This is a genomic window from Mitsuaria sp. MSU3D (genome assembly GCF_056867975.1).
In genome coordinates this window covers 3458847-3480098 of record NZ_CP200314.1, presented here as the reverse complement: position 1 = coordinate 3480098, position 21252 = coordinate 3458847, and the positions used below count along the sequence as shown (strand labels likewise).

The following is a 21252-nucleotide window of genomic DNA, read 5'->3' as shown; positions in this document are numbered from 1 at the left end:
GTGCGTGCGCGCTGCAACAGCATTGCTACAGAGCTTCCCTAGAATCCCGCGCCATGCCCCGAGACGACCGCGACCATACCAAGCCTGTCCCCGCCCTGCCGGCGCTGCCTTCCCGCCGACGCTGGCTGACCGCCGCCGGCGCGCTGGGGTTGAGCGCGCTGAGCGCCTGCTCGACGCTCACCACGTCCCCGGCGCCGCCGCCGGTCGTGGCAACACCCGACCCCGAACTGCCGACGCCCGTCACGCCCAAGCCCATTCCCAAGCCGCCGCGCGTGGGCCTGGCGCTGGGCGGCGGCGCGGCGCGCGGCTTCGCGCACATCGGCGTGATCCAGGTGATGGAGGAGAACGGCATCAAGGTCGACCTCGTCTGCGGCACGTCGGCCGGCAGCCTGGTCGGCGCGCTGTATGCGGCGGGTCGGACCGGCAAAGAACTGCAGACCGTCGCCGAGGCGATGGACGAGGGCGCCATCACCGACTGGACCTTCCCGATGCGCGGCCTGATCCGCGGCGAGGCGCTGGCGCGCTACGTCCGTCAGATGACGGGCAACCGCGGGCTGGAGCAGTTGCCGCTGCCGCTGGGCATCGTCGCGACGGACCTGGGCGACGGCTCGCCGATCCTGTTCCGGCAGGGCGACGTGGGCACCGCGGTGCGCGCGTCGAGCGCGGTGCCGGCGGTGTTCCAGCCGGTCAAGATCGGCAACCGCGAGTACGTGGACGGCGGCCTGGTCGCGCCGGTGCCGGTGCGCTTCGCCAAGCAGATGGGCGCCGAGTTCGTCATCGCCGTCGACATCGGCGAACCGCCCGATCCCAAGATCCCCGGCGACGCGATGCGCATGCTGCTGCAGACCTTCTCGATCATGGGCAAGTCGATCAACCAGTACGAGCTGCAGGGCGCGGACGTCGTGCTGCGGCCCAAGCTGGACGGCTTCAGCGGCTCGGACTTCACCACGCGCCGCCGCGCCATCGCGCTCGGGCGCGAGGTGGCGACGGCGATGCTGCCGGAGATCCGCAGGAAGATCGCGGCGAAGACGCGTTGAGCGCCGCCTTGGCGCGGCCTCCGCGCCGCTGATCGGATCGGCGACGGTGGCGGACCGGGTCCGCCGTCCCACGGCTCAGAGTCGTTCGCCGCGCGCGCTCGCCTCGATCAGCTTGTCCAGGCGGGCGAGCTGCGTCTCGGGCTTCTTCGCGCTGAGGATGTGCCAGATGCTGGTGCGGCGGTAACCGTCCGGCTGCGCCTGGAAGAACGCCCAGGCCTTGGCGTCGCGCATGAAGATGACCTCGTGCGACGGCGAGAGCTCGACCAGTTCCTTGGGTTGCTCGAACGCGTAGACGCGCGAGCGCTCTTCCTGCCGGCGCTCGAACGCCGCGAGGCCGGCGGGCTTCATCCGGCCTTCCTGGATCAGCGCCTCGGCGCGACCGATGTTCACGGCGCTCCAGATCGACACCGCCTTGCGCGGCGTGAAGCGGATCTTGTAGCGCTTGTCGTCGATGCGGGTACGCACGCCATCGATCCAGCCGTGGCACAGCGCCTCGTCGACCGACTCGGGCCAGGCCAGGCTGGGCTCGCCGGTCGCGCGCTTGTGGAAGCCGACCAGGACCTCCGTGGCCGTGGCGGCATGCTCGTCGAGCCAGGCGCGGAACGCCGCGGCGCTGGCGAAGAAGATCGGGGTGCGGGTGGCCATGGGGCGCCAGTATGCCAACCCTCACCCCCGCCTCTCCCGCAGGCGAGGAGAGGGCGCATCGTCGGTGTCTGGATCTCCGTCGCTCGCTTGCGACGAGGGCAGGGAGGCGGGGCGTTCGCGTTCAGGCGACCTTGAACACGGACACCACCTCGGACAGACGCTGCGCCTGCTCGCGCAGCGAGCCGGAGGCGGCGGTCGATTCCTCGACCAGCGCGGCGTTCTGCTGCGTCATCTGGTCCAGGTTCGCGACGGCCTGGTTGACTTGCGAAATGCCGTCGCGCTGCTCGATGGCGGCGGCGGAGATCTCGGCCATCAGGTCGGTGACGCGGCGCACGCCATGGACGATCTCGTCCATCGTGCGGCCCGCTTCGGCGACGTCCGACGAGCCGGCCTCGACCGTCTCCACCGAGCGGTTGATCAGCGTCTTGATTTCCTTGGCCGCCTCCGCGCTGCGCTGCGCCAGCGTGCGGACCTCCGACGCCACGACGGCGAAGCCCTTGCCGTGCTCGCCCGCGCGCGCCGCCTCGACGGCCGCGTTCAAGGCGAGGATGTTGGTCTGGAACGCGATGCCGTCGATGGTGCCGATGATGTCGGCGATGCGGATCGAGGAGGCGCTGATCTCCTGCATCCGCGACACGACCTGTCCGACGACGTGGCCGCCGCGCGTCGCCGCGGCGGCGGCGCTGTCGGCCAGCTGGTTGGCCTGCCGCGCCGTGTCGGCGGACTGGCCGACCGCGCCGGTCAGCTGTTCCATGCTCGACGCGGTCTCCTCCAGATTGGCCGCCGTCTGCTCGGTGCGCGCCGACAGGTCCTGGTTGCCGACGGCGATCTGCGACGAGGCGCTCGACACCGACTCCACGCCGTCGCGCACCTGTGCCACCACGGACTGCAGTTGACCGACCATGCGCATCAACGCGGTCTGCAATTGGGCCACCTCGTCGCGGCCTTGCACGCGCAGCGTGCGGGTCAAATCGCCCGCAGCGACCGCCTCGGCGATCACGACCGAGGCCGCCAGCGGCCGGGTGATCTTGCGGGTGATGGCCAGGCCCAGCGCCGCGCCGATCGCGACGGCCAGCAGGGTCATGCCGACGATCATCCACTGGCTGCGGGCGTAGATCCGGTCGCCCAGATCGTCGGCCGCGGCGGCGCCGGCGGTGTTGATCTCGACCAGATCGTCCACGGCCTTGCCCATGGCCTCGTACGTCGGCAGGCTGTCGACGGCGAGCAGGCGCCTGGCCGTGTCGTCTTCGCCGTGCAGCGCGGCCTCGACCAGCTTGACGTTGTCCGCCCGGTACGCGTCCCACAGGCCAAGGAGCTGCCGCAGCTTCTCGCCCTCGGCGGGCGACGACACCATCGGCTCGTAGGCCTTCAGCCGCTGTTCGATGCCCTGGCGGCCTTGCACGACCTTCTCGGCATAGGTGGCGCGTGCATTGCCCTCCGTCAGCAGGAGCCGGTACTCCCGGGTGCGCAGCCGCGTGACCTCCTGGTTGATCGACTGCGCGGCGCGGGACGAGGGCAGCCAGTTCGATGCCATGTCGGTGGCGGTGTCGTTGACGCGACCCAGCTGGAACAGGGCCAGGGCGCCCAGCAGCACGGTGATCAGGAGAACGCAGGAAAAGGCCAGGCTGAGCTTGGCGCCCACGGACAGGCGGTCGAGCATGAGGAACTCTTTGCAGGTGGAGGAACCCGCAAAAGAGGCGCGGGCATGCCGTTTGCAGCTATTTTCGTACGCGTACGTGATTAGCAATGATGCTTAACAACCAGGGTTCGTGAGTATTTAACGTGGTCCCCGGTGTGAGATAACGTACGCCGACAATAACCTTCTGAGACAGGAACGCCGTGCGAAACAACGATCAGGACCCCGACCGCGAGCGGCCCCGGCTGCGGCGCGGTCCGGCCGAGATGGCCGCGCTCAAGCGCGAGATGCTGGAGCGCGCGCGCAAGATCTACCGCGACGAGGGCGTCGAAGCGCTCAGCATGCGCCGGCTGGCGCATGAGCTGGGCATCTCGACGATGGCGATCTACAGCTACTTCGAGAGCAAGAAGGCGCTGCTGGACGGCCTGTGGATCGAGGTGTTCGAGTCGCTGACCGATGAACTGCTGGATGCATCCAAGGACCAGCGCGGGCCGCGCAAGGTGCTGGAGGCGCACACGCGCTGCCTGCTCGACTTCTGGGAGCGGCACCCGGAGCAGTTCCGCATGATCTACATGTCGCTGACGCAGACCGGCACGCTGGAGGAGATCGGCCAGGCCCAGCAGCCCGTGTACAACCGGTTGCTCGGGCTGATGCGGGAACGTGTCGCCGCCTGCGCGCCCGACGGCTTCGAGCCGGGTGAGGTCGCGATCCGCTCGATGTGCGACCAGATGTCGGTGCGGACCATGGGCTACCTGATGATGGTGATCGGCCTGCCGCGCTACCCGCTCTACGATCGGGAGGCGCTGCGCGAGTTCACCGTCCAGGGCGTGCTGCGCGACGTGGCGGACCAGTATGTGCGGTTCGCCGCGGGCGCCACCGTCCCTCCTGCGCCGGCGGCGTCATCGACGGCCGCGGACTGAAGCCCGCGGGCTCACGCGCCGGTCACGCGCCCATCACGCGGGCGCCTGGGCGATTGCCGGAGCACCGTCCCGGTGCCCGTGACGCCCCGTGGGGCGCGGCAGAAGAGGCGCCGCGCGGAGACCGCGGCGATCCGATCCGTACAGGCGAAAAAAAGCCCAGCATGAAGCTGGGCTTGAAGGGCACTTGGGAAGCTTGACTTCCTTGGGTACCGAGGAGACAACCGATACGGCAACTCGTTCGCTCAGGCCGTGGCGCGCTTGGCGCTGCGGGTGGCGTTCTGGGTCGCCTTCACCGCCGTGTTGGTCACGGCGTTGAAGTTGGATTCCGCGATGTCGGTGGCTTGCTTGGCGGCCTTGTTCAGGGTTTCGTAAGCGTTGTTGGCCGCAGCGACCGCCGACTTCACCAAAGCAACAGCATTTTCCGTGCCAGCCGGTGCGTTCTTGGTCGCGTTATCGACGACGGCGCCGAACTTGACCTGGGCGTCAGCCACTTGCGACTCGGCCAGCTTGACGAACTCCGAGGAGGTCGACGTCGCGATGTCGTACAGGTGGCGGCTGTAGGCGACGGCCTTTTCAGCCGACGGTTGCAGCAGCGCGGCCTGCAGGGCCCACAGCTCTTGCGGATCCTTGACCGTGATCGCCTGCTGGGCGGTTTCGGCGGCTTCGCCGAGCGCGGTCTTGGCGACCTGCAGGTTCAGCTCGACCAGCTTTTCATAGCCTTCGAAGGCCTTGGCGGTCAGGCCGAACCACGAGGCTTGCAGGTTCTTTTGTTGGTCGAGCACTTGGTCAGCAGTCAGCATGCGAAATCTCCTTAAGGAATGAGGTCAGCCGGGGAAAACGCGGCGGGCTGAGCGCCGTCGCCACACATTTGTTGCGGTGCAGCATGTAACCAGTATAGGACCGCGTCCGATGATTGCAAGCACTTTTTGTGCATTGCAGCAAAGTTCGGCCATCGGCCCTCTCACGACACCCTGGACGCCTGCCGGAGCGGGGTTCCGGGCCCTCTGCTAGGGTTGGACCATGCTCGCCTTCCATTACGACCATTTGACGCTGGCGCTGCCGCCAGGTCACCGCTTCCCGCAATCCAAGTACCAGATGCTGCGCGAGCGGGTCGAGCGGAACCCGGGCGTGATGCGGCCCCAGGTGGCGGAAGCTGCCGGGACGGAGGCGCTGGCACTGGTCCACACGCCCGACTACATCGACGCGGTCCTGCACGGCACCCTGAGCGCGGCGGCGCAGCGCGAGATCGGCTTCCCCTGGGCGCCGGGGCTGCCGCGGCGCTCGATGTGCTCCGTGGGGGCGACCATCGCCGCGGCGCGCGCCGCCCTGGAGGAGGGCGTCGCCGCCAGCTTGGCGGGCGGCACGCACCATGCGTATGCGGACAAGGGCAGCGGCTTTTGCGTGTTCAACGACGTCGCCGTCGCGGCGCGGCTGATGCAGGCCGAATGGCACCGTCGACATCCCGGGGGGCCGGGACTGCGCGTGCTGGTCGTCGACCTGGACGTCCACCAGGGCAACGGCACGGCGAGCATCTTCCGCGACGACGACAGCGTGTTCACCCTCTCGATCCACGGCGACAAGAACTTCCCCTTCCGCAAGGAGTCCAGCGACCTGGACGTCGGCCTGCCCGACGCCTGCGGCGATGCGGTCTACCTCGACGCGCTGGAGGCGGCGCTCGCCGAGGTCTGGCGACGGATGGCGGACCGGTCGCCCGGGCTGGCCTTCTACCTTGCCGGCGCCGACCCGCACGAGGGCGACCGGCTCGGCCGCCTCAAGCTCAGTGCCGACGGCCTGCTGCGCCGCGACCACCTCGTGCTGGAGGCGCTGTTCGATCGCCGCATCCCGGTCGCGCTGAGCATGGCGGGCGGCTACGGCGAGGACCTGAACGTCACCGTCGATGTGCAGATGCGGACGCTGGACGCCGCGGCGCGTGCATGGGAGCGCTGGCGGCACGCCGACTTGAATCGGACACCCGCCACGTCGACCGGCAGTAGCCCGCGCGACACCTGACCCCGCGCGGCGGTGGAAGAATCGGCGCATGACCGCCGACACCACCGCTCCCGCCGCCGAGGCCCGTCCGGCCCCCGAGCCGCGCGAGGCCTTCGCCCGCTTCCTGCCGGTCCCGACGCGCTGGATGGACAACGATCTCTACGGCCACCTGAACAACGTCGTCTACTACAGCCTGTTCGACACGGCGGTGAATCGCTACCTGATCGAGGAGGGCGCGCTGGACCTGCACCAGGGCGAGGTCATCGGCCTCGTCATCGAGACGCATTGCAACTTCTTCGCGTCGCTGGCCTTCCCGCAGCATGTGGAGGCCGGCTTGAGGGTGGCCAGGCGCGGCCGCTCCAGCGTCCGCTACGAGATCGGCCTGTTCGCCGAAGGCGAGCCCTTGTGCGCGGCGCGCGGCCACTTCGTCCACGTGTATGTCGATCGCCAGACGCGACGCCCGGTGGCGCAACTGCCCGAGTCCTACGTGAAAGCGCTCAGCGCGCTGGAGATGCCATGACCTTCCCCGCTTCCTTCCCCGATCCCTTCGTCCCGCCCACGTCCGAGCAGTCCGCCGCCGTCGAGGCCGCGATCGTCACGCGGCATTCGATGCGCGCGTTCCTGCCGACGCCGGTGCCGCGCGCGCTGATCGAGGAGCTGCTGGCCGTCGCGGCCCGCGCGCCGTCGGGCACGAACACGCAGCCCTGGCAGGTCCACGTGCTGACGGGCGCGGCCAAGGACCGGCTGGTCACGCGCATCCAGGCGGCGTACGACGATCCCGAGGAACTCGCCACCCACGGCGAGGAGTACGCCTACTACCCGCGCGAGTGGATCTCGCCCTACATCGACCGCCGCCGCAAGGTCGGCTGGGACCTGTACGGCCTGCTGGGCATCACCAAGGGCGACAAGCTGCGCATGCACGAGCAGCACGGCCGCAACTACCGCTTCTTCGACGCGCCGGTCGGCCTGATGTTCACCATCGACCGCGTGATGCAGCAGGGCAGCTGGCTGGATTACGGCATGTTCCTGCAGAACCTCATGGTCGCCGCCCGCGGTCGCGGTCTGCACACCTGCCCGCAGGCGGCGTTCACCCAGTTCCACCGCGTGATCGCGGAGGAACTCGGCCTGTCGCCGCAACAGCAGCTGGTCTGCGGCATGTCCCTGGGCTACGCGGACCCGGCGGCCGTCGAGAACACGCTGGTCACCGAGCGCGATGCGGTCGCGTCGTTCACCCGCTTCCTCGAATGACCCGTCGGCGCTGAACCGCGCCAGCCGGTGGCGAGGCACGACGGACTCGTGGGCGATCCGCGAGCGGGCGCGGCGCCCGTCCGGCCTACAGTTGGCGCTTCCCTGCAAGGAGATGCGCCCATGAGCAAGCCCAGCGTCCTGGTGGCCCGCAAGACCTTCGACGACATCGTCGACCGGCTGCGCCCGCACTTCGAGGTCGAGACCAACGACAGCGACACCGGCTGGTCGCAGGACGAGCTGATCCGGCGCCTGCAGGGCAAGTCCGGCGCGTACATCGCCGGCGGCGACAAGATCGACGCGACGCTGCTCGACGCCTGTCCCGAGCTGAAGGCCGTCTGCACGATGGCCGTCGGCTACAACAACATCGACGTGCCGGCCTGCACCGCGCGCGGGGTCGTCGTGACCAACGCGCCGGACGTGCTGACCGAGACCACCGCCGACTTCGGCTTCGCGCTGATGATGGCCACGGCCCGCCGCATCACCGAGAGCGAACACTTCCTGCGCCGCGGCGAATGGAAGCAATGGTCGGTGACGATGTTCGCCGGCGCCGACCTCCATGGCGCGACGCTGGGCGTGCTCGGCATGGGCCGCATCGGCGCGGCGATCGCGCGGCGCGGGCATCTCGGTTTCGGCATGCCGGTGCTGTATCACAACCGCTCGCGGCTGCCGGCGGACCAGGAAGGACCGCTGGGCGCGCAGTGGGTCGAGAAGGACGAGCTGCTGCAACGCGCCGACCACCTGGTCATCGTCGTGCCGTACAGCGCGTCCTCGCACCACCTGATCGGCCAGCGCGAGCTGCGCCTGATGAAGAAGACCGCGACGCTGACCAACATCGCGCGCGGCGGCGTCGTCGACGACGCGGCGCTGGCCGCCGAACTCCAGGCCGGCACCATCGCCGCCGCGGGCCTGGACGTGTTCGAAGGCGAACCGACGGTGCACCCGGCGCTGCTCGCCTGCACGAACGTCGTGCTCACGCCCCACATCGCCAGCGCCACGATCGCGACGCGTCGCGCGATGAGCGATCTGGCCGTGGACAACCTGATCGCCGCGCTGACCGGCGGCGTGCCGCCGACAGCGCTGAATCCCGAGGTGCTGAAGCGCTGAGAGAATCGGACGCATGTCCTTTCCCGACCTGCTGCAGCTGGCCCTCTCCGGGCTGATCCTGATCCTTCTCGTCGTGGTGCTGTTCACCCGGCGACGGACGTCGGACGGCGACACCGCGGCGGCGCTGGCGCCGCTGATGCAGCAGTCGGGCGAACGCATCGAACGCCTGGAGCGCGCGCTGCGCGACGAGCTCAGCCGCGGCAACGCCGGGCTGCGCCAGGAGACGCTGGCCACGCTGACGCAGTTCCAGCAGGCGCTGGCCCAGCAGGCGGCGCGCGCGCGTGAGGCCCAGGACGCCGCCGCGTCCCGCATGACGACGGCGCTGACCGAACAGCTGCAGGCGCTGGCGCAGCGCAACGAGGCCGGCCTGGCCGAGACGCGCCGCACCGTCGAGGCGCGCCTGCAGGCGATCCAGCAGGACAACGAGAAGAAGCTCGAGCAGATGCGGGCGACCGTCGATGAGAAGCTGCACGCCACGCTGGAGCATCGCCTGGGCGAGAGCTTCAAGCAGGTCGCGGAGCGGCTGGAGCAGGTCTATCGCGGCCTGGGCGAGATGCAGACGCTGGCGCGCGATGTCGGTTCGCTGAACCGCGTGCTGACCAACGTCAAGACGCGGGGCATCTTCGGCGAGGTGCAACTGGCGGCGCTGCTGGAGCAGGTCTTCACGCCCGAGCAGTTCGCCTCGAACGTCGAGACCGTGCCGGGCACCGGCGCCCGCGTCGAGTTCGCGCTCAAGCTGCCGGGCCAGCGCGACGACGGTCAGCCGATCTGGCTGCCGATCGACGCGAAGTTCCCGCGCGAGGACTACGAGCGCCTGCTCGACGCCCAGGAGCGCGCGGACGCCCCCGCGGCGGAACTGGCCGGCCGTGCGATCGAGACCCGGCTGCGGCTGGAGGCGAAGAGCATCCGGGAGAAGTACCTCGGCCCGCCGCACACGACCGACTTCGCGCTGCTGTTCGTGCCGACCGAGGGCCTGTACGCCGAGGCGCTGCGCCGTCCCGGCCTGAGCGAGGCCCTGCAGCGCGAGCACAAGGTGATGCTGGTCGGCCCGACGACGCTGCTGGCGACGCTGTCCAGCCTGCAGATGGGCTTCCGCACACTGGCCCTGGAGAAGCGCTCCGCGGAGGTGTGGGACGTGCTGCGTGCCGTCAAGACGGAGTTCGGCAAGTTCGGCGACGTGCTGGCCAAGACGAAGAAGAAGCTCGACGAGGCCAGCAACAACATCGAACTCGCCGAGCGGCGCACCCGCGTCATGACCCGCGAGCTGAAGTCCGTCGAGGCCCTGCCCGAGGACCAGGCCGCGCGCGTGCTGAAGCTGGGGGCCGGTGCCGTGGGCGACGCCGGCATCGGTACCGGAGGCGATGCCGAGCTCGAGGACGAAGGCGCCGCGGGATGAACGATGACGCGTCGGCGGCGAAGGGCTACACCGGGCTGAGCGCCGGTTTCGTGGCCGTGATCGCGTCACTCGTCGCGGTGCATGCCTGCATGGCGACGACGCGCGTCGCGGCCACGCTGTGGGTGCTGCACCAGGGCTACGGCGGCGGTTTCGTCGGCGTGCTGCTCAGCCTGTTCGCCGTCGCGCCGCTGGGCTTGTCGCTCTGGGCCGGCCGGCTGGCGGACCGCCACGGCTTCCATCGCCCCGTGGGCATCGGCGTGGCGATGGCCTTCGCCGGCGCGGTGCTGGCGCTGGTCGCGCAGGTGCTGGGCTGGATCTGGCTGCTGGCGTTGGGCTGTCTGCTGTGCGGCGGCGCGGTGGCGGTCGCGGCCGTGGCGATCCAGCGCGAGGCGGGCTTGATGGCGCGCGACGCCTCGCAGCTCAAGCGCGTGTTCAGCTGGGTGGCGCTCGGTCCGGCGCTGTCCAATGCGTTCGCGCCGGTCATCACCGGCATCGTCATCGACACGGCCGGCTTCACCGCGGCGCTGGTGTTGTCGACGCTGCTGCCGCTCGCGGCCTGGGCGATCGCGCGGCGCGTGCCGCGTCATGCGCCCGCGCCCGCCGCCGTCGGCGTCAAACCGCGGCCTGCATGGGACCTGCTGAAGGACCGTGGCCTGCGCAACCTGCTGATCGTCAACGTCGCGATGTCGTCGTGCTGGGACGCCCACAGCTTCGTCGTGCCTGTCGTGGGCCATGCGAAGGGGCTGTCGGCGTCGAGCATCGGCCTGGTGCTGGGCAGCTTCGCGGCGGCGGCGACGCTGGTCCGCCTGGCCATCGTGCGCTGGGCCCACCGGATCGACGACGTGAAGGCGCTGCGCCTCGCAATGGCGGTCGCGACCTTCACGCTCATCGTCTATGCGTGGCTGCCGGGCACGCTCGGGCTGATGCTCGGTTCGGCGGTGCTGGGACTGGCGCTCGGCGCGGTGCAGCCGATGGTGCTCGCGACGATGCATCAGGTGACGCCGCCGGACCGCCACGGTCAGGCGCTCGGGTTGCGGATGCTGGCGGCCAACGGCGCGACCGTGGCGATGCCGCTGGGCTTCGGCGTGCTGGCCGCGGCGAGCGTCGCGGCCGCGCCGCTGTGGCTGATGGCGTCGGTGCTGGTCGGCGCGCAATGGGCCGCGCGCCAGATCGAGGCCCCTCCGCGCTGAACGTTCAGCCGCCCGGCGCGATGGCGACCTGGCGGCGCGCTTCCTTGTGCTTCATGGCGACGTACTCATCGAGCGACTGCTCGTGGAGCTGACGGGCATAACGCTCGGTGGCCGCGAACCAGTCGCGCAGTCGCCGGTCGAGCCGCTGCTCGGGCGGCACGGGCAGCGTGTCGAGGTAGGACTCGATCGCCAGGAAGTAGCGCATCGTGTTGCGCTCCGCGATGCCCTGGATGCCGCCGACATAACGGGGCCGCCCCTCGTCGTCGCGTCCGACCACGGTGAAGCCGACCTTGTCGCGACCGGACGTGGAGAGGTAGGCGCTGGTGGCCACCCGCGCCGCGAGGTTGTTCATGTAGGCATAGCGCAGCCGCACGAACGAGCGCTTCGCGTCGATCGGCACCGCCTCCAGCGTCAGCCGGTAGTGGCTGGTGCCCATCGGGCCCTTGTTCGCGCTCATCTCGACGAGCAGGTACTGCGGCTGCTCCGCCAGCACCTGGAAGCGGAAGTCGAGCGCGTAGGCGTCCTCGATGGGCTGATCGAACTTGCGGCCGACGGCCATGTGCAGCGTCGCGCCGGGTGCCGGGTCGTCCTCGACCGCGCAGCGCTTGACGTTGGCCGGCAGCGTCAGCAGGTCGCACCAGGCGTCGGCGCTGCGCAGCGCGCCGGACAGCGTGCCGAACGGATGCTGGACCACCGCGTGCATCTCGCCGGTGGGGCGCTCGGTGCTGTCGGCGGAATTCAGCACGATCGGCTTCTGGAACGGACTCTTCGCGAGCTGCGGCGCCATCTGCTCGTACTGCGCGCGCAGGCCGGCGCCCTGCTCGGCGGAGACCTCGGTCGCGATCAGCAGCAGCGCCAGCAGCACCGCCGCGTGGGACAGCCAGAACATCGGACCATGGTGCGGCGCCGCCGGCTTCCGAGGCCGGTCGTGATGGCCGAAGGACGAATGGGGAAGGATCGAACGCATGGCGAACTCCTCGCGCGGTCGAGGGACCGTTCTTCCAGCTTAGGTGGGCGAGCGGCGTTCCCGGGTCGGCGCGCGGAGGCCGGCGCTGTCGGAGAACGCCGCGTCGCGGGCCTCAGGCCAATTCGGTGGGCGGCGCTGCGGCAGCGTGCAGGGCCGCTGCCTGTTCGACTTCCTTGTCCAGGCGATGCGCTCGGGTGATCAAGCGCGCGCTGCGCTTGTGGATCAGGTCTTGAATCACAGGGTCGGGCTCGGGATCGATGGCAAAGGGCTCTGCTTCGGGGCGGGGCGCCAAGGCGGGCGCCTGACCCGCCGGCCACAGCGTCGTCCAGACGGCGGAAGGGAGCATCAGATCGTCATCCACCGCGCAGCGTGCCAGCGCCAGCAGCTTCGTCAGCTCGGGCGTGCGCCGGCCCGTCGTCGCGGATCGATCCACCTGGCTCGGCGTCGCGGGATCCTGGCCGGCGCGCTGGCACTGGGCCAGCAGACGCAGGGCCTGCACGGTGTCCGCCGACGACGCACGTTCCGCCAGGAACGCCGCGAGACGCGCCGGATCGAAGCGCAACGCAAGCAGGGCGTCCGGCAGCGAGGGGTCTTCCAGCTTGCCGGCACCCATGCGATCCAGCAGACCGCGCGTGACCAGGACCTCGCCCATCAGAAACGCCGGCCCGTCGTCTCCTGTGCTTGCAGCCGGGCGATGCAGTGCGTGGCGCGCGTTCCACCACGCGAGCAGCGGCTCCGCATGCTGGCCGCCGCTGAGGATGAAGCTGCGTCCGTCCTCGACCACCTTGGGTGTGGCTCGCACGGACTCACCGTCCAGGGTCAGCATCAAAGTGCCGCCAGGCTGCCGGTGTCGCAGATCGTCGCCCGGTCCCAGCACCAGCTTGCGGCCTGCGGCTGAACCTTCTCCGCTGCCGATCGCGTTGGTGCGGACGCTGGCCGACAGGCCGGGCCGGTCGAATCCTTGCGGTCCTGCCGCGGCGCGGAGGAAGCGTGGTCCGAAAGGTTCGAACACGTCGTTGTCCATGTAGCAGCTGACGAGGCTGATGTGATCCGGCACGGCCGGCATCTCCAGCCCGTCTTCCTTCGACAGCGTCCTGACGGCCTTGACCGCCACCGCGGCCAGCGCCTCGGGGTCGCGACCGGACAGGCGCATGCCGCCGGTGGCGGGGTTGACGGATGAGCCGCCCCGCAGCACCACGCGCAGCGAGGGCGGACGGCTCGACGCCCAGGGCGCGACATGCGGGGCCGGCAGCACGCGGCTCTGGCCTGCGGCGTCGATCTGCAAGGCGCGCACGCGGGGCAAGTCCTGGCACTTGACGTCCGGGATGAGGTAGGGCGAGAACTGCACGATGTACACGCGCTCGTGCTTCGCGGCGATCGGCGAACCCCCGGCGGACGTGTCCGCGCCGTAGAGGTTGATCGGCGCCCAGTTGGCGACGTGCCGCTGCGGGGGGCGGCCAGGACATAGGAGCGAGCGCAGTTCCCGGAGGTGGTGGCGCGGAAAACACCACAAGTCCCGGGCGGGATTGAACCGGCCGACGACGAGCTTGCTGGTCTGCAGGACGTCGCCGTCCAGCGCGAGCCGGGGAGGCAGGGGCCAGTAGGTGTCGCACACCTCCATCGGGGCGTTTTGGAGTCGTTTCAGCAGATGCTGCGTGCCGGCGGCGAGCCGTTCCAGCCGGGGCAGGCCGGTGCCGTCCGCGCCAGGCACGCGCGGGCGGAACCGGAGCTCGGTGGCGCGTCCAGGGTCTGCCCCTGTCAACCGGGCGAGCCCGGCGTCGAGATCGACCGCGCAGCGGCAATCCGGACCCAGGTAGTCGACGAGCGCTGCCAGGCGGGGACAGTCCTTGAGCGCGACGGATCCGGGCGCGGGCGAGGCCGGCTCCAACAGGGCGTCCGCGGGGTCGGCGGAGGCGGGGGTGAGGGAAGGCAAGGAAAGCAATCGAAGCTCCGAACGTTTTGGCGGGCCGGCTGAGTGGTGCTTTCCCTGCCGATGGACACTGAGTCGCGGTGTTGGGCGGTGCAGATCGTTGGCCTAGGATGGTCGCCAACCCGGCGATGTCCGGGACAGGAGCCGCACAAGATGTTGGGAACGCGCCGGACACCGACGCGGCGTCGATGCGCGCCGACACGAGCCTTCGGACAGCGAACGGCGGCGTGGGTGATCGCCGGCGCGGCGCTCGTGGCGTTCGCCTCGGGCGTGCGCGCGCAGGAGGAGGCGTCCGGCAGCGCGGCCACCGAGGACGTGGATCCGCAGGACGCCCTGGCGGGCGGGCTCAGTGCGGAGGAGGCGCGTCGGCTGCTCGCCGAGCCGCTGCCCGATGCGCCGGATGCGCGTTATGCGCTCCTCCAACGGCAATGGCCGGCCGCGCGACGGATCGAGGACCGCGCCCGCCAGATCGAGATCGCCCGGGCGCTGATGACGCTGGGCCGCGGGCGGCCCGACGGCGAGGGCTGGATCCGGCTCTACCTGATCACCGAATACACCTGGGGCAGCTCCGGCGCCGCGCTGGCGGCCTGCGAGCCGCTGCTGGCCGACCGGCAGCTCAGTCCGGCCGTGCGAGCGGGCGTCGCGCTGCGCCAGACCTACTTCCTGGCCAACGGGGGCCAGGATCGCAACGTGATGCTGCGGGCCTGGAGCCGCGCCGACGCGCTGGCGGCGGAGGCGCTCAAGCAGCAGCCCGCGCTGCCGCTGACGATCGACCGGCTGCAGGTGCGCTCCGAGGTCGAACGCCTGACCGGCGACGGCGCTGCGGCGGTCGCGACCTTGCGCCAGGCCGTCGCGCGCTCGCGGGAACTGGTCCGCAGCGACCGCGAGCAGCGCGTCACTGCGGAGACGATGCGGCAATGGCAAGGCTGGCTCGACGGCTCTCAGGGGATGCTGGTCTATGCACTGGTCGCGCAGGGCCGCACGCGCGAGGCGGCCGACATCGCGCAGGACAACCTTGCCCTGTGGCGGGCCGGTCAACTGGAGGAAGGCCCCGGCGCCCGCTGGCACTATCGCGCCGCGACGGCGCTCAACGCCTCGCAGCAGCACGAGGAGGCGCTGGCCGCCGCTCGGCAGTCCGAGGCGATGCTCGCCAAGGCGAATGCGTCGGCGGCGAGCCAGACGCGCTGGCTCGCGCGCCAGGAGATCGTGCGGGCGCTGCTCGGCCTCAAGCGCTGGGTCGAGGCCGATCAGGCCTATCGTCAGTTCCTCGACGAGCTCGGCGGCGACGGCGTCGCGCGCAGCCGGGCGCAGGACAACCGGCTGAGCGCGCTGCTGGCGGCCAAGGCCGGCCGGCTGGACGAGGCGCTGGAGACGGCCGAGCGGACGCTGTGCTACCGCACGCGGATCTACGGACAGGACCATCCGCAGACGCGCGAGAGCGCCGGCGTGCGCGCGGTCGTGCGGCTGCTGCGCGGCGACACGGGCGGCGCGATGAGCGACTACGAGCAGCTCTTCGCCGCGACGCTGGACCGCAGCGACGGCTGGGTGGACCTGGACGCGCGCGGCTTCCGGGGCTTCGTGCTGGGACTGGCCTTCGACGAATTCCTCGCGCATGTGGCGCGGCGCGCGATCGCGGGCGAGACGCTGCCGCCGGCGATGGTCGACCGCGCGCTGCAGATCGCCGACCGGCGCAAGCTCGGCAGCACGCAACGCGCGCTGGCCGACAGCACCGCGCGGATGCTGGCGGCGACGCCGCAATTGCGGGGATGGCTCGACGAGGAGCAGACGCTGCGCAAGGCCGCGTCCGGACAGTACAGCCAGGTGGCCGCGTTGATCGCGGACGAGGACAAGCTGCGCAAGGAGTTGTCGGGCGAGGCCTTCAAGGCGCTGCCGAAGGAACAGCGCAAGCCGCGCGAGGATGCGCTGAAGGCGCTGCGCCAGCAGCTGCAGGCGCAGCAGGGCGTGGCCGCCACGGCGCGCGAGGCGCTCGCGGTGCACCGGCAGAAGCTGGCCGCGGCCTATCCCGCGTACGCGGACCTGATCACGCCGGCGACGCCCGGCGCGGCCGCGTTGAGCGGCCGCCTGCGCGCGGGCGAGGGCCTGCTGGTCGTGCACGCGCTCGATGAACAGACGCTGGTCTGGCTGCTGCGCGCCGATGCGCCGGCGCAGTTCCGCGCGGTGCCGGAGGGCGCTGCCGCGCTGGCCCGGCGCGTGAAGGCGCTGCGTCAGCGGCTCGACCTCAGCGCGATGCCGGCCGGGCGCGAGACACCGCTCGCACAAGCGCTGCCGGAGCTGCACGCGCTCCATCGCGAACTGCTGGCCCCTCTCGACCGGCAGGGGCTCCAGACGCTGATCGTCGCGGGCGATGGACCGCTGGCGGGGCTGCCGCTCGCGGCGCTCGTGACCGAGACGCCCTCCGCCGGACGGCCCGCCGCCTGGTTGTTGCGGCAGCACGCGGTGGTGCAGCTGCCGTCGGGCGCCTCGCTGCAGGCGCTGCGCCGTGCCGGCCCGCTGGCGGCGGCGCCGAAGGCGCTCCTCGGGTTCGGCGATCCGGCGTTCGATCGCGGTGCCGCCTCGCAGACATCGCGGGTTTCGCAGACCCGGCAGGCCAAGCCCGGGGCCGACGCCCGCCCTCTGCTCGCCCCGACACCCACGCGCGCCGCCGGCAGCTACGACGCGCAGCTCGGCTTCCGTTATGCCGACATTCCGCCGCTGCCGGAGACGCGCGCGGAGCTGCTCGCGATCGCGCGCACGCTGGGCGCCGATCCGGTCGCCGATCTGCGCCTGGGCGCCGCCGCGACACGCACCGCCGTGCTGACGACGCCGCTGGCCGATCGGCGCGTCCTCGCCTTCGCGACGCACGGCCTGATGCCGGGCGAGCTGCCGGGCATCTCGAAGCCGGCGCTGGCGCTGGCGGCCGAGGCGGACGACGCCGCCTCGCCCTTGCTCGAACTCGACGACGTGCTGACGCTGCGCATGAACGCGCAGTGGGTGCTGCTGTCGGCCTGCAACACGGCGGCCGGCGAGCAGGGCGGCGCGGCGATGTCGGGGCTGGTGCGCGGCTTCTTCTTCGCTGGCGCGCGGTCGGTGCTGGCGACGCATTGGGCGGTGGAGTCCGCGTCCGCCGCCGCGCTGACCAGCGCCGCGCTGCAGCCGGCCGAGACACGCGCCGGTGGCCTGCGTCAGGCGCAGCTCCGGCTCGCCGACGGCCAGGAGGGGCAGGGGCGCTGGACGCATCCGTACTACTGGGCGGCCTACGCGCTTTTCGGCGACCCGGCGCAGTGATGATGTCGGCCGCCGCATTCACCCGCGATGAACACACCATGACCACAACGATGACACACGTGATGAGGGATGCCGCGCTGATCGCGGCGGTGACGATGGTCTCGCTGGCCGCGCGGGCGCAGGCCTGCGAGGTCGCCGCGCTGGCGGGCGACGCGACGCGCATCGTCTCGGGCCAGGCGCGGCCGCTGAAGCTCGGCGAGTCGGTGGGCGAGGGCGCCCAGCTGCGCACCGGCGACAGCGGCCGCGTGCGGCTGCGCTGCCCGGACGGATCGAGCCTGGTCGTCGGCGACCGCAGCCAGCTGACGCTGACGAAGCTGAACCTCGGCACCGGAGGCACACCGGGCTATGCGGACGGCGCGCGCGATGTGTCGCTGCTGTTGGAACGCGGCCTGCTGGGGCAGAAGGTCACGCCATCCGGTTCGGGCAAGTGGGAGGTCCGCACGCCGTCGGCGGTGACGGCGGTTCGCGGCACGGAGTTCCTCGTGGAGGTCGGCGACAACGAGCAGACCTCGGTGCACGTGCAGTCCGGGCAGGTCGCCGTGCTGCCGGGACCGCGCGCCGCGGGCCGCACCCGCGGACTGGGCGCGCAGTTGCCGGTCGTCGTCGACCGCGCCGGCGGCACGGAATGCGACGTGTCGCAAGGCTGTGCCGCCGCGACGCCATGGCCGGCGGACAAGGTGCGTGCAGTGCTGGATCGCCTGGCGGGGGTCTGATGCGCTGGCCCTCGCGTTGGGCATGGGCCCAGATGATCGTCGCGCTGCTGGTCACGGCGGCGGTGGCGATGCTGTGGCTCTCGCGCTTGCAGGCGGGGCCGCTGGCGCGCCTGGACGGGCTCGTGCAGGACGCGCAGGCGCAATGGCGCGGCAGGCTGGCGCCGGGCACGGCCTACCCGATCACGCTGGTGCGTTTCGACGACGCCAGCGCCGCGCGCTTCGGCGGCATGGCGCCTGGCCGCCCACTGCTGGCCGATGCGATCACGCGGCTGCAGGCGGCCAAGCCGCGTCTGATCGCCGTCGACATGCTGCTGCTGGACGCGAAGCCGGACAGCGACGCGGTGCTCGCGGCCGCGATGCGCGGCGGCGCGCCGGTGCTGCTGCCGTTCGCGATGCCGCCGGGCACTGGTGGCATCAGCGGCGGTGGCGGCGTTGGAGGCCATGGTGGCAGCGTGGGCGTTGCCGCCGGTGGCGCTTCGGCGCCTTCCGGAGGGGTTCCGTCGGCCCTGCTCGCGCAGGCCTTCATGCGGGCCGAAGGGATGCCGCGCAGCGCGCTGCTGCCCGAGCGCGCCGATGCGCCACCGGAGCCGCTGCTGTCGGCGGCGAAGTCGCTCGGCCATGTCCAGGCCGAGCGCGACGTCGACGGCACCCTGCGCCACGACCTGCCGGCCTTGCCGCTGGACGGCGAGGTCTATCCGTCGCTGGCCGTGCGCATCGCCGGCGATGCGATGCGCCAGCCTTGGTCCGAGGCCACGCTGCGCTGGAGCCGCGACCTGCGCTGGGGATCGTTGCGGGTGCCGCTGGATCTGCTGTCGCGGCAGGGCGTCAACTACTACGGCCCGGCGGGCACTTTCCCGTCGGTGACGGTGGCGGACCTCGTCGACGGCAAGGTGCCCGAGGAGGCGCTGCGCAACCGCGTCGTGATCATCGGTGTGTCGGCGCTGGGCGCGGGCGACCATTTCCCGAGTCCCTTCGACGCCGGCCTGCCCGGCATGGAGCGGCTCGCGACCGTCGTCGACAACATCCTGACCGGCCGCACGCTGACGCGGCCGTCGTGGGCCTCGCTCGCCGAACTGGCCGCGCTGCTGGTGCTGCCGCTGCTGTGCGCGTTGCTGCTGGCGCGCGGATCGCTGTGGCGGGGGCTGCCGATCGTGGCGCTGCTCGTCGGCGGCGGCCTCTACGGCGCGCAGTGGGCCTTCGAGGAGGAACACCTCGTCCTGGCGCTGGCCTATCCGCTGCTGGCGGTGGCCGCGGCGAGCCTGGCCGCGTTGACGTTGCGGGCCCTCGCGGACCAGTCCCGCCGGCGCGAGGCGCTCAAGCGCCTGACCGTGAGCGAGGAGCGCTACGCGCTGGCCGCGCTGGGCGCGAACGACGGGCTGTGGGACTGGGACATCGCCGCGGACCGGCTGGACGTGTCGGCGCGATGGCTCGCCTTGATGGGTGATGCCAGGGCGCCGGGCGAGGCGCCCGGTGGCGGCACGACGCGGCGTTTCTGGCGTCGAGCGGCCAAGACTGCGGCGCAGGACATGACGCGCGGCAGCATCGAGCGCTTCACGCGTCCGCTGGACGAGCCGGCGGCGGGGCTGTTCCGCGCCGATCTCGACGCGCACCTGCAGGGCCGCAGTTTCCAGTTCCACCATGTGCTGCATTTCGAGCAGGGCGGTCAGACGCGCGCATTGCTGGCGCGTGGCGTGGCGGTGCGCCAGGACGGCCGGCCGGTGCGCATGGCCGGCTCGCTGACCGACATCAGCGAGAACGAACGCCTGCAGGCCCAGGTCGCGCACGAGGCGCTGCATGACCGGCTCACGGGACTGCCGAATCGCGCGCTGTTCGTCGAGCTGGTGGCGCAGCGGCTGGCCAATCCGACGCCCGGCGTGCCGATCGGCGTCGCGCTGGTGGGCCTGGACGATTTCCGCGCGTTCAACGAGCGTCACGGCCTGCTGGCCGGCGACGCCGTGCTGATCGAGAGCGCGCGTCGACTGGTCGGTGGAACGGGGCGGACGGCCCGCGCCGGACGCGTGGTCGCGCGACTGGGCGCGGACCAGTTCGGCCTGCTCTTCGAGGCTCGCATCGAGGCCGGCGCGCTCGTCGATCGCGTGCCCGAGTGGGCGCTGGCCCGCATCGAGGAGCCCTTCCTGTTCGAGGCCCTCGACGCTGGTCTGGGCGCGGAAGCGACGGCAGCCACGGCGGCGTCGCCGGGCGGTCCGGTCGCGCGCACCGGGGCCCATCGCCTGACCGCCTGCGCGGGCTGGGCGTTCACGGGGCAGGGCAACTTCAGTCCGGACGACCTGATGTCCGCCGCGGAAAGCGCGCTGGCGCGCGCCAAGGCCGCCGGTGCCGGCCATGCGCGCCTGTTCGATCCGGCGCAGCAACTGGTCGAGCAGTCGCGGCGCTGGGTGAAGGAGAACATCGCGCGCGGTCTGGAAGCGGGCGAGTTCCAGCTCCACTACCAGCCCTTCGTGAGGCTGTCGGACCGTGCGCTGCTCGGCTTCGAGGCCCTGATCCGCTGGAAGCATCCGACGCGCGGCATGGTGATGCCCGGGGACTTCATTCCCGTGGCCGAGGAGAGCGGCCAGATCGTCGAGATCGGCCGCTGGACGCTGATCGAGGCGGCACTGCAGTTGCGACGCTGGCGCGAGATCGGCTTCAAGGGCGAGATCGCGGTCAACGTGTCGGGTGTTCAGCTGGAGCGGGACGACGAACTGCTCAACGACGCGCGCGAGACGCTCAAGGCGCTCGGCGACGTGCCGGCCGCGCAACTCAAGCTCGAGGTCACGGAGAGCATGGCGATGGCCAATCCGCAGCGCAGCGCCGAGGTGCTGCAGGAGCTGGCGCGGATGGGCTTCAAGCTGTCGATCGACGACTTCGGGACGGGGTACTCGTCACTGGCCTACCTGCACCGCTTCCCGTTCGACACGCTGAAGATCGACCGGAGCTTCGTGATGCGGCTGGGCGCCGGTCGCGAGTCCCGCGAAATCGTGCGCACGATCGTCGGTCTCGCCGACGCGCTCGGCAAGCAGACCTTGGCCGAGGGCGTCGAGGAGGAGGCGCAGGCCGCGCTGCTGGAGGAGCTCGGCGTACAGGTGGCGCAGGGCTGGCTGTTCGCCAAGGCGCTGCCGGCCGAGGACGCGAAGCGACTTATCCAGACGGTGCCGTGGAAGAAGCCGCCGGGCTGATCCCGAAGCCGACGTC

At 71.3% G+C, this 21252-nt stretch carries 16 protein-coding genes; 11 read left to right on the top strand and 5 right to left on the bottom strand.

The window, feature by feature from the left end:
• Positions 1-53: 53 nt before the first annotated feature.
• Complete coding sequence (locus AC1VNM_RS15140; protein WP_377161232.1) at positions 54-1037, top strand: patatin-like phospholipase family protein; 984 nt, start codon at positions 54-56, stop codon at positions 1035-1037.
• A 75-nt stretch (positions 1038-1112) separates the two neighbouring features.
• On the opposite strand, the gene AC1VNM_RS15135 is transcribed toward AC1VNM_RS15140, so the two are convergent.
• A complete protein-coding gene (locus AC1VNM_RS15135) occupies positions 1113-1682 on the bottom strand; it encodes a YdeI/OmpD-associated family protein (protein ID WP_377161234.1) in 570 nt (189 codons plus the stop codon).
• 121 nt (positions 1683-1803) lie between these two features.
• On the bottom strand, positions 1804-3342 hold the full coding sequence (locus AC1VNM_RS15130; RefSeq protein WP_377161236.1) for a methyl-accepting chemotaxis protein: 1539 nt from the start codon (positions 3340-3342) through the stop codon (positions 1804-1806).
• A gap of 179 nt (positions 3343-3521) precedes the next feature.
• On the opposite strand from AC1VNM_RS15130, the gene AC1VNM_RS15125 reads away from it, so the two are divergent.
• The gene (locus AC1VNM_RS15125) at positions 3522-4238 is read left to right on the top strand and encodes a TetR/AcrR family transcriptional regulator (RefSeq protein WP_377161238.1); all 717 of its coding nucleotides are present in this window, start codon (positions 3522-3524) and stop codon (positions 4236-4238) included.
• 242 nt (positions 4239-4480) lie between these two features.
• Here the strand turns inward: AC1VNM_RS15125 and phaP are convergent, their stop codons facing one another.
• A complete protein-coding gene (gene phaP, locus AC1VNM_RS15120; RefSeq protein ID WP_377161240.1) occupies positions 4481-5038 on the bottom strand; it encodes a TIGR01841 family phasin in 558 nt (185 codons plus the stop codon).
• Positions 5039-5258: 220 nt separating this feature from the next.
• Here phaP and AC1VNM_RS15115 point away from each other — a divergent pair, with 220 nt between their 5' ends.
• From AC1VNM_RS15115 to AC1VNM_RS15090, 6 genes are all read left to right on the top strand, one after another.
• Positions 5259-6248: a histone deacetylase family protein gene (locus tag AC1VNM_RS15115; RefSeq protein ID WP_483107435.1), complete on the top strand. Its 990-nt coding sequence runs from the start codon at positions 5259-5261 to the stop codon at positions 6246-6248.
• A 28-nt stretch (positions 6249-6276) separates the two neighbouring features.
• Entirely contained in the window at positions 6277-6747 is a 471-nt protein-coding gene (locus tag AC1VNM_RS15110; protein ID WP_483107434.1) for an acyl-CoA thioesterase, read from the top strand.
• Complete coding sequence (locus AC1VNM_RS15105; RefSeq protein ID WP_483107433.1) at positions 6744-7475, top strand: nitroreductase; 732 nt, start codon at positions 6744-6746, stop codon at positions 7473-7475. Before AC1VNM_RS15110 ends, AC1VNM_RS15105 begins: the two co-directional genes overlap by 4 nt.
• A 120-nt stretch (positions 7476-7595) precedes the next feature.
• Entirely contained in the window at positions 7596-8579 is a 984-nt protein-coding gene (locus AC1VNM_RS15100) for a 2-hydroxyacid dehydrogenase (protein WP_483107432.1), read from the top strand.
• A 13-nt stretch (positions 8580-8592) separates the two neighbouring features.
• A complete protein-coding gene (locus AC1VNM_RS15095; RefSeq protein ID WP_483107431.1) occupies positions 8593-9975 on the top strand; it encodes a DNA recombination protein RmuC in 1383 nt (460 codons plus the stop codon).
• Positions 9972-11165 (top strand): MFS transporter, encoded by a 1194-nt coding sequence (locus AC1VNM_RS15090; protein ID WP_377161252.1) that lies wholly within the window; start codon positions 9972-9974, stop codon positions 11163-11165. The genes AC1VNM_RS15095 and AC1VNM_RS15090 overlap by 4 nt, the downstream gene beginning before the upstream one ends.
• Before the next feature lie 4 nt (positions 11166-11169).
• Here AC1VNM_RS15090 and AC1VNM_RS15085 read toward each other — a convergent pair whose 3' ends face one another.
• Positions 11170-12132 carry a hypothetical protein gene (locus AC1VNM_RS15085; protein WP_483107430.1) on the bottom strand — a complete coding sequence of 321 codons (963 nt, stop codon included), beginning with the start codon at positions 12130-12132 and terminating at the stop codon, positions 11170-11172.
• 112 nt (positions 12133-12244) lie between these two features.
• Positions 12245-14065, bottom strand: a complete 1821-nt coding sequence (locus AC1VNM_RS15080) for a hypothetical protein (protein WP_483107429.1) — start codon at positions 14063-14065, stop codon at positions 12245-12247.
• A gap of 150 nt (positions 14066-14215) precedes the next feature.
• Here AC1VNM_RS15080 and AC1VNM_RS15075 point away from each other — a divergent pair, with 150 nt between their 5' ends.
• The 3 genes from AC1VNM_RS15075 to AC1VNM_RS15065 are packed head-to-tail and all read left to right on the top strand — an operon-like array spanning position 14216 to position 21236.
• Entirely contained in the window at positions 14216-17347 is a 3132-nt protein-coding gene (locus AC1VNM_RS15075; protein WP_483107428.1) for a CHAT domain-containing protein, read from the top strand.
• 38 nt (positions 17348-17385) lie between these two features.
• Positions 17386-18060: a FecR family protein gene (locus tag AC1VNM_RS15070; protein WP_483107427.1), complete on the top strand. Its 675-nt coding sequence runs from the start codon at positions 17386-17388 to the stop codon at positions 18058-18060.
• Positions 18060-21236, top strand: a complete 3177-nt coding sequence (locus AC1VNM_RS15065; RefSeq protein WP_483107426.1) for an EAL domain-containing protein — start codon at positions 18060-18062, stop codon at positions 21234-21236. The genes AC1VNM_RS15070 and AC1VNM_RS15065 overlap by 1 nt, the downstream gene beginning before the upstream one ends.
• Positions 21237-21252: the final 16 nt, after the last annotated feature.

Excerpts from the sequence above, each read along its gene's own strand:
- AC1VNM_RS15140 (WP_377161232.1), top strand. The coding sequence starts at position 54 with ATGCCCCGAGACGACCGCGACCATACCAAGCCTGTCCCCGCCCTGCCG.
- AC1VNM_RS15135 (WP_377161234.1), bottom strand. The coding sequence starts at position 1,682 with ATGGCCACCCGCACCCCGATCTTCTTCGCCAGCGCCGCGGCGTTCCGC.
- AC1VNM_RS15130 (WP_377161236.1), bottom strand. The coding sequence starts at position 3,342 with ATGCTCGACCGCCTGTCCGTGGGCGCCAAGCTCAGCCTGGCCTTTTCC.
- phaP (WP_377161240.1), bottom strand. The coding sequence starts at position 5,038 with ATGCTGACTGCTGACCAAGTGCTCGACCAACAAAAGAACCTGCAAGCC.
- AC1VNM_RS15115 (WP_483107435.1), top strand. The coding sequence starts at position 5,259 with ATGCTCGCCTTCCATTACGACCATTTGACGCTGGCGCTGCCGCCAGGT.
- AC1VNM_RS15110 (WP_483107434.1), top strand. The coding sequence starts at position 6,277 with ATGACCGCCGACACCACCGCTCCCGCCGCCGAGGCCCGTCCGGCCCCC.
- AC1VNM_RS15105 (WP_483107433.1), top strand. The coding sequence starts at position 6,744 with ATGACCTTCCCCGCTTCCTTCCCCGATCCCTTCGTCCCGCCCACGTCC.
- AC1VNM_RS15100 (WP_483107432.1), top strand. The coding sequence starts at position 7,596 with ATGAGCAAGCCCAGCGTCCTGGTGGCCCGCAAGACCTTCGACGACATC.
- AC1VNM_RS15095 (WP_483107431.1), top strand. The coding sequence starts at position 8,593 with ATGTCCTTTCCCGACCTGCTGCAGCTGGCCCTCTCCGGGCTGATCCTG.
- AC1VNM_RS15090 (WP_377161252.1), top strand. The coding sequence starts at position 9,972 with ATGAACGATGACGCGTCGGCGGCGAAGGGCTACACCGGGCTGAGCGCC.
- AC1VNM_RS15085 (WP_483107430.1), bottom strand. The coding sequence starts at position 12,132 with ATGCGTTCGATCCTTCCCCATTCGTCCTTCGGCCATCACGACCGGCCT.
- AC1VNM_RS15075 (WP_483107428.1), top strand. The coding sequence starts at position 14,216 with ATGTTGGGAACGCGCCGGACACCGACGCGGCGTCGATGCGCGCCGACA.
- AC1VNM_RS15070 (WP_483107427.1), top strand. The coding sequence starts at position 17,386 with ATGACCACAACGATGACACACGTGATGAGGGATGCCGCGCTGATCGCG.
- AC1VNM_RS15065 (WP_483107426.1), top strand. The coding sequence starts at position 18,060 with ATGCGCTGGCCCTCGCGTTGGGCATGGGCCCAGATGATCGTCGCGCTG.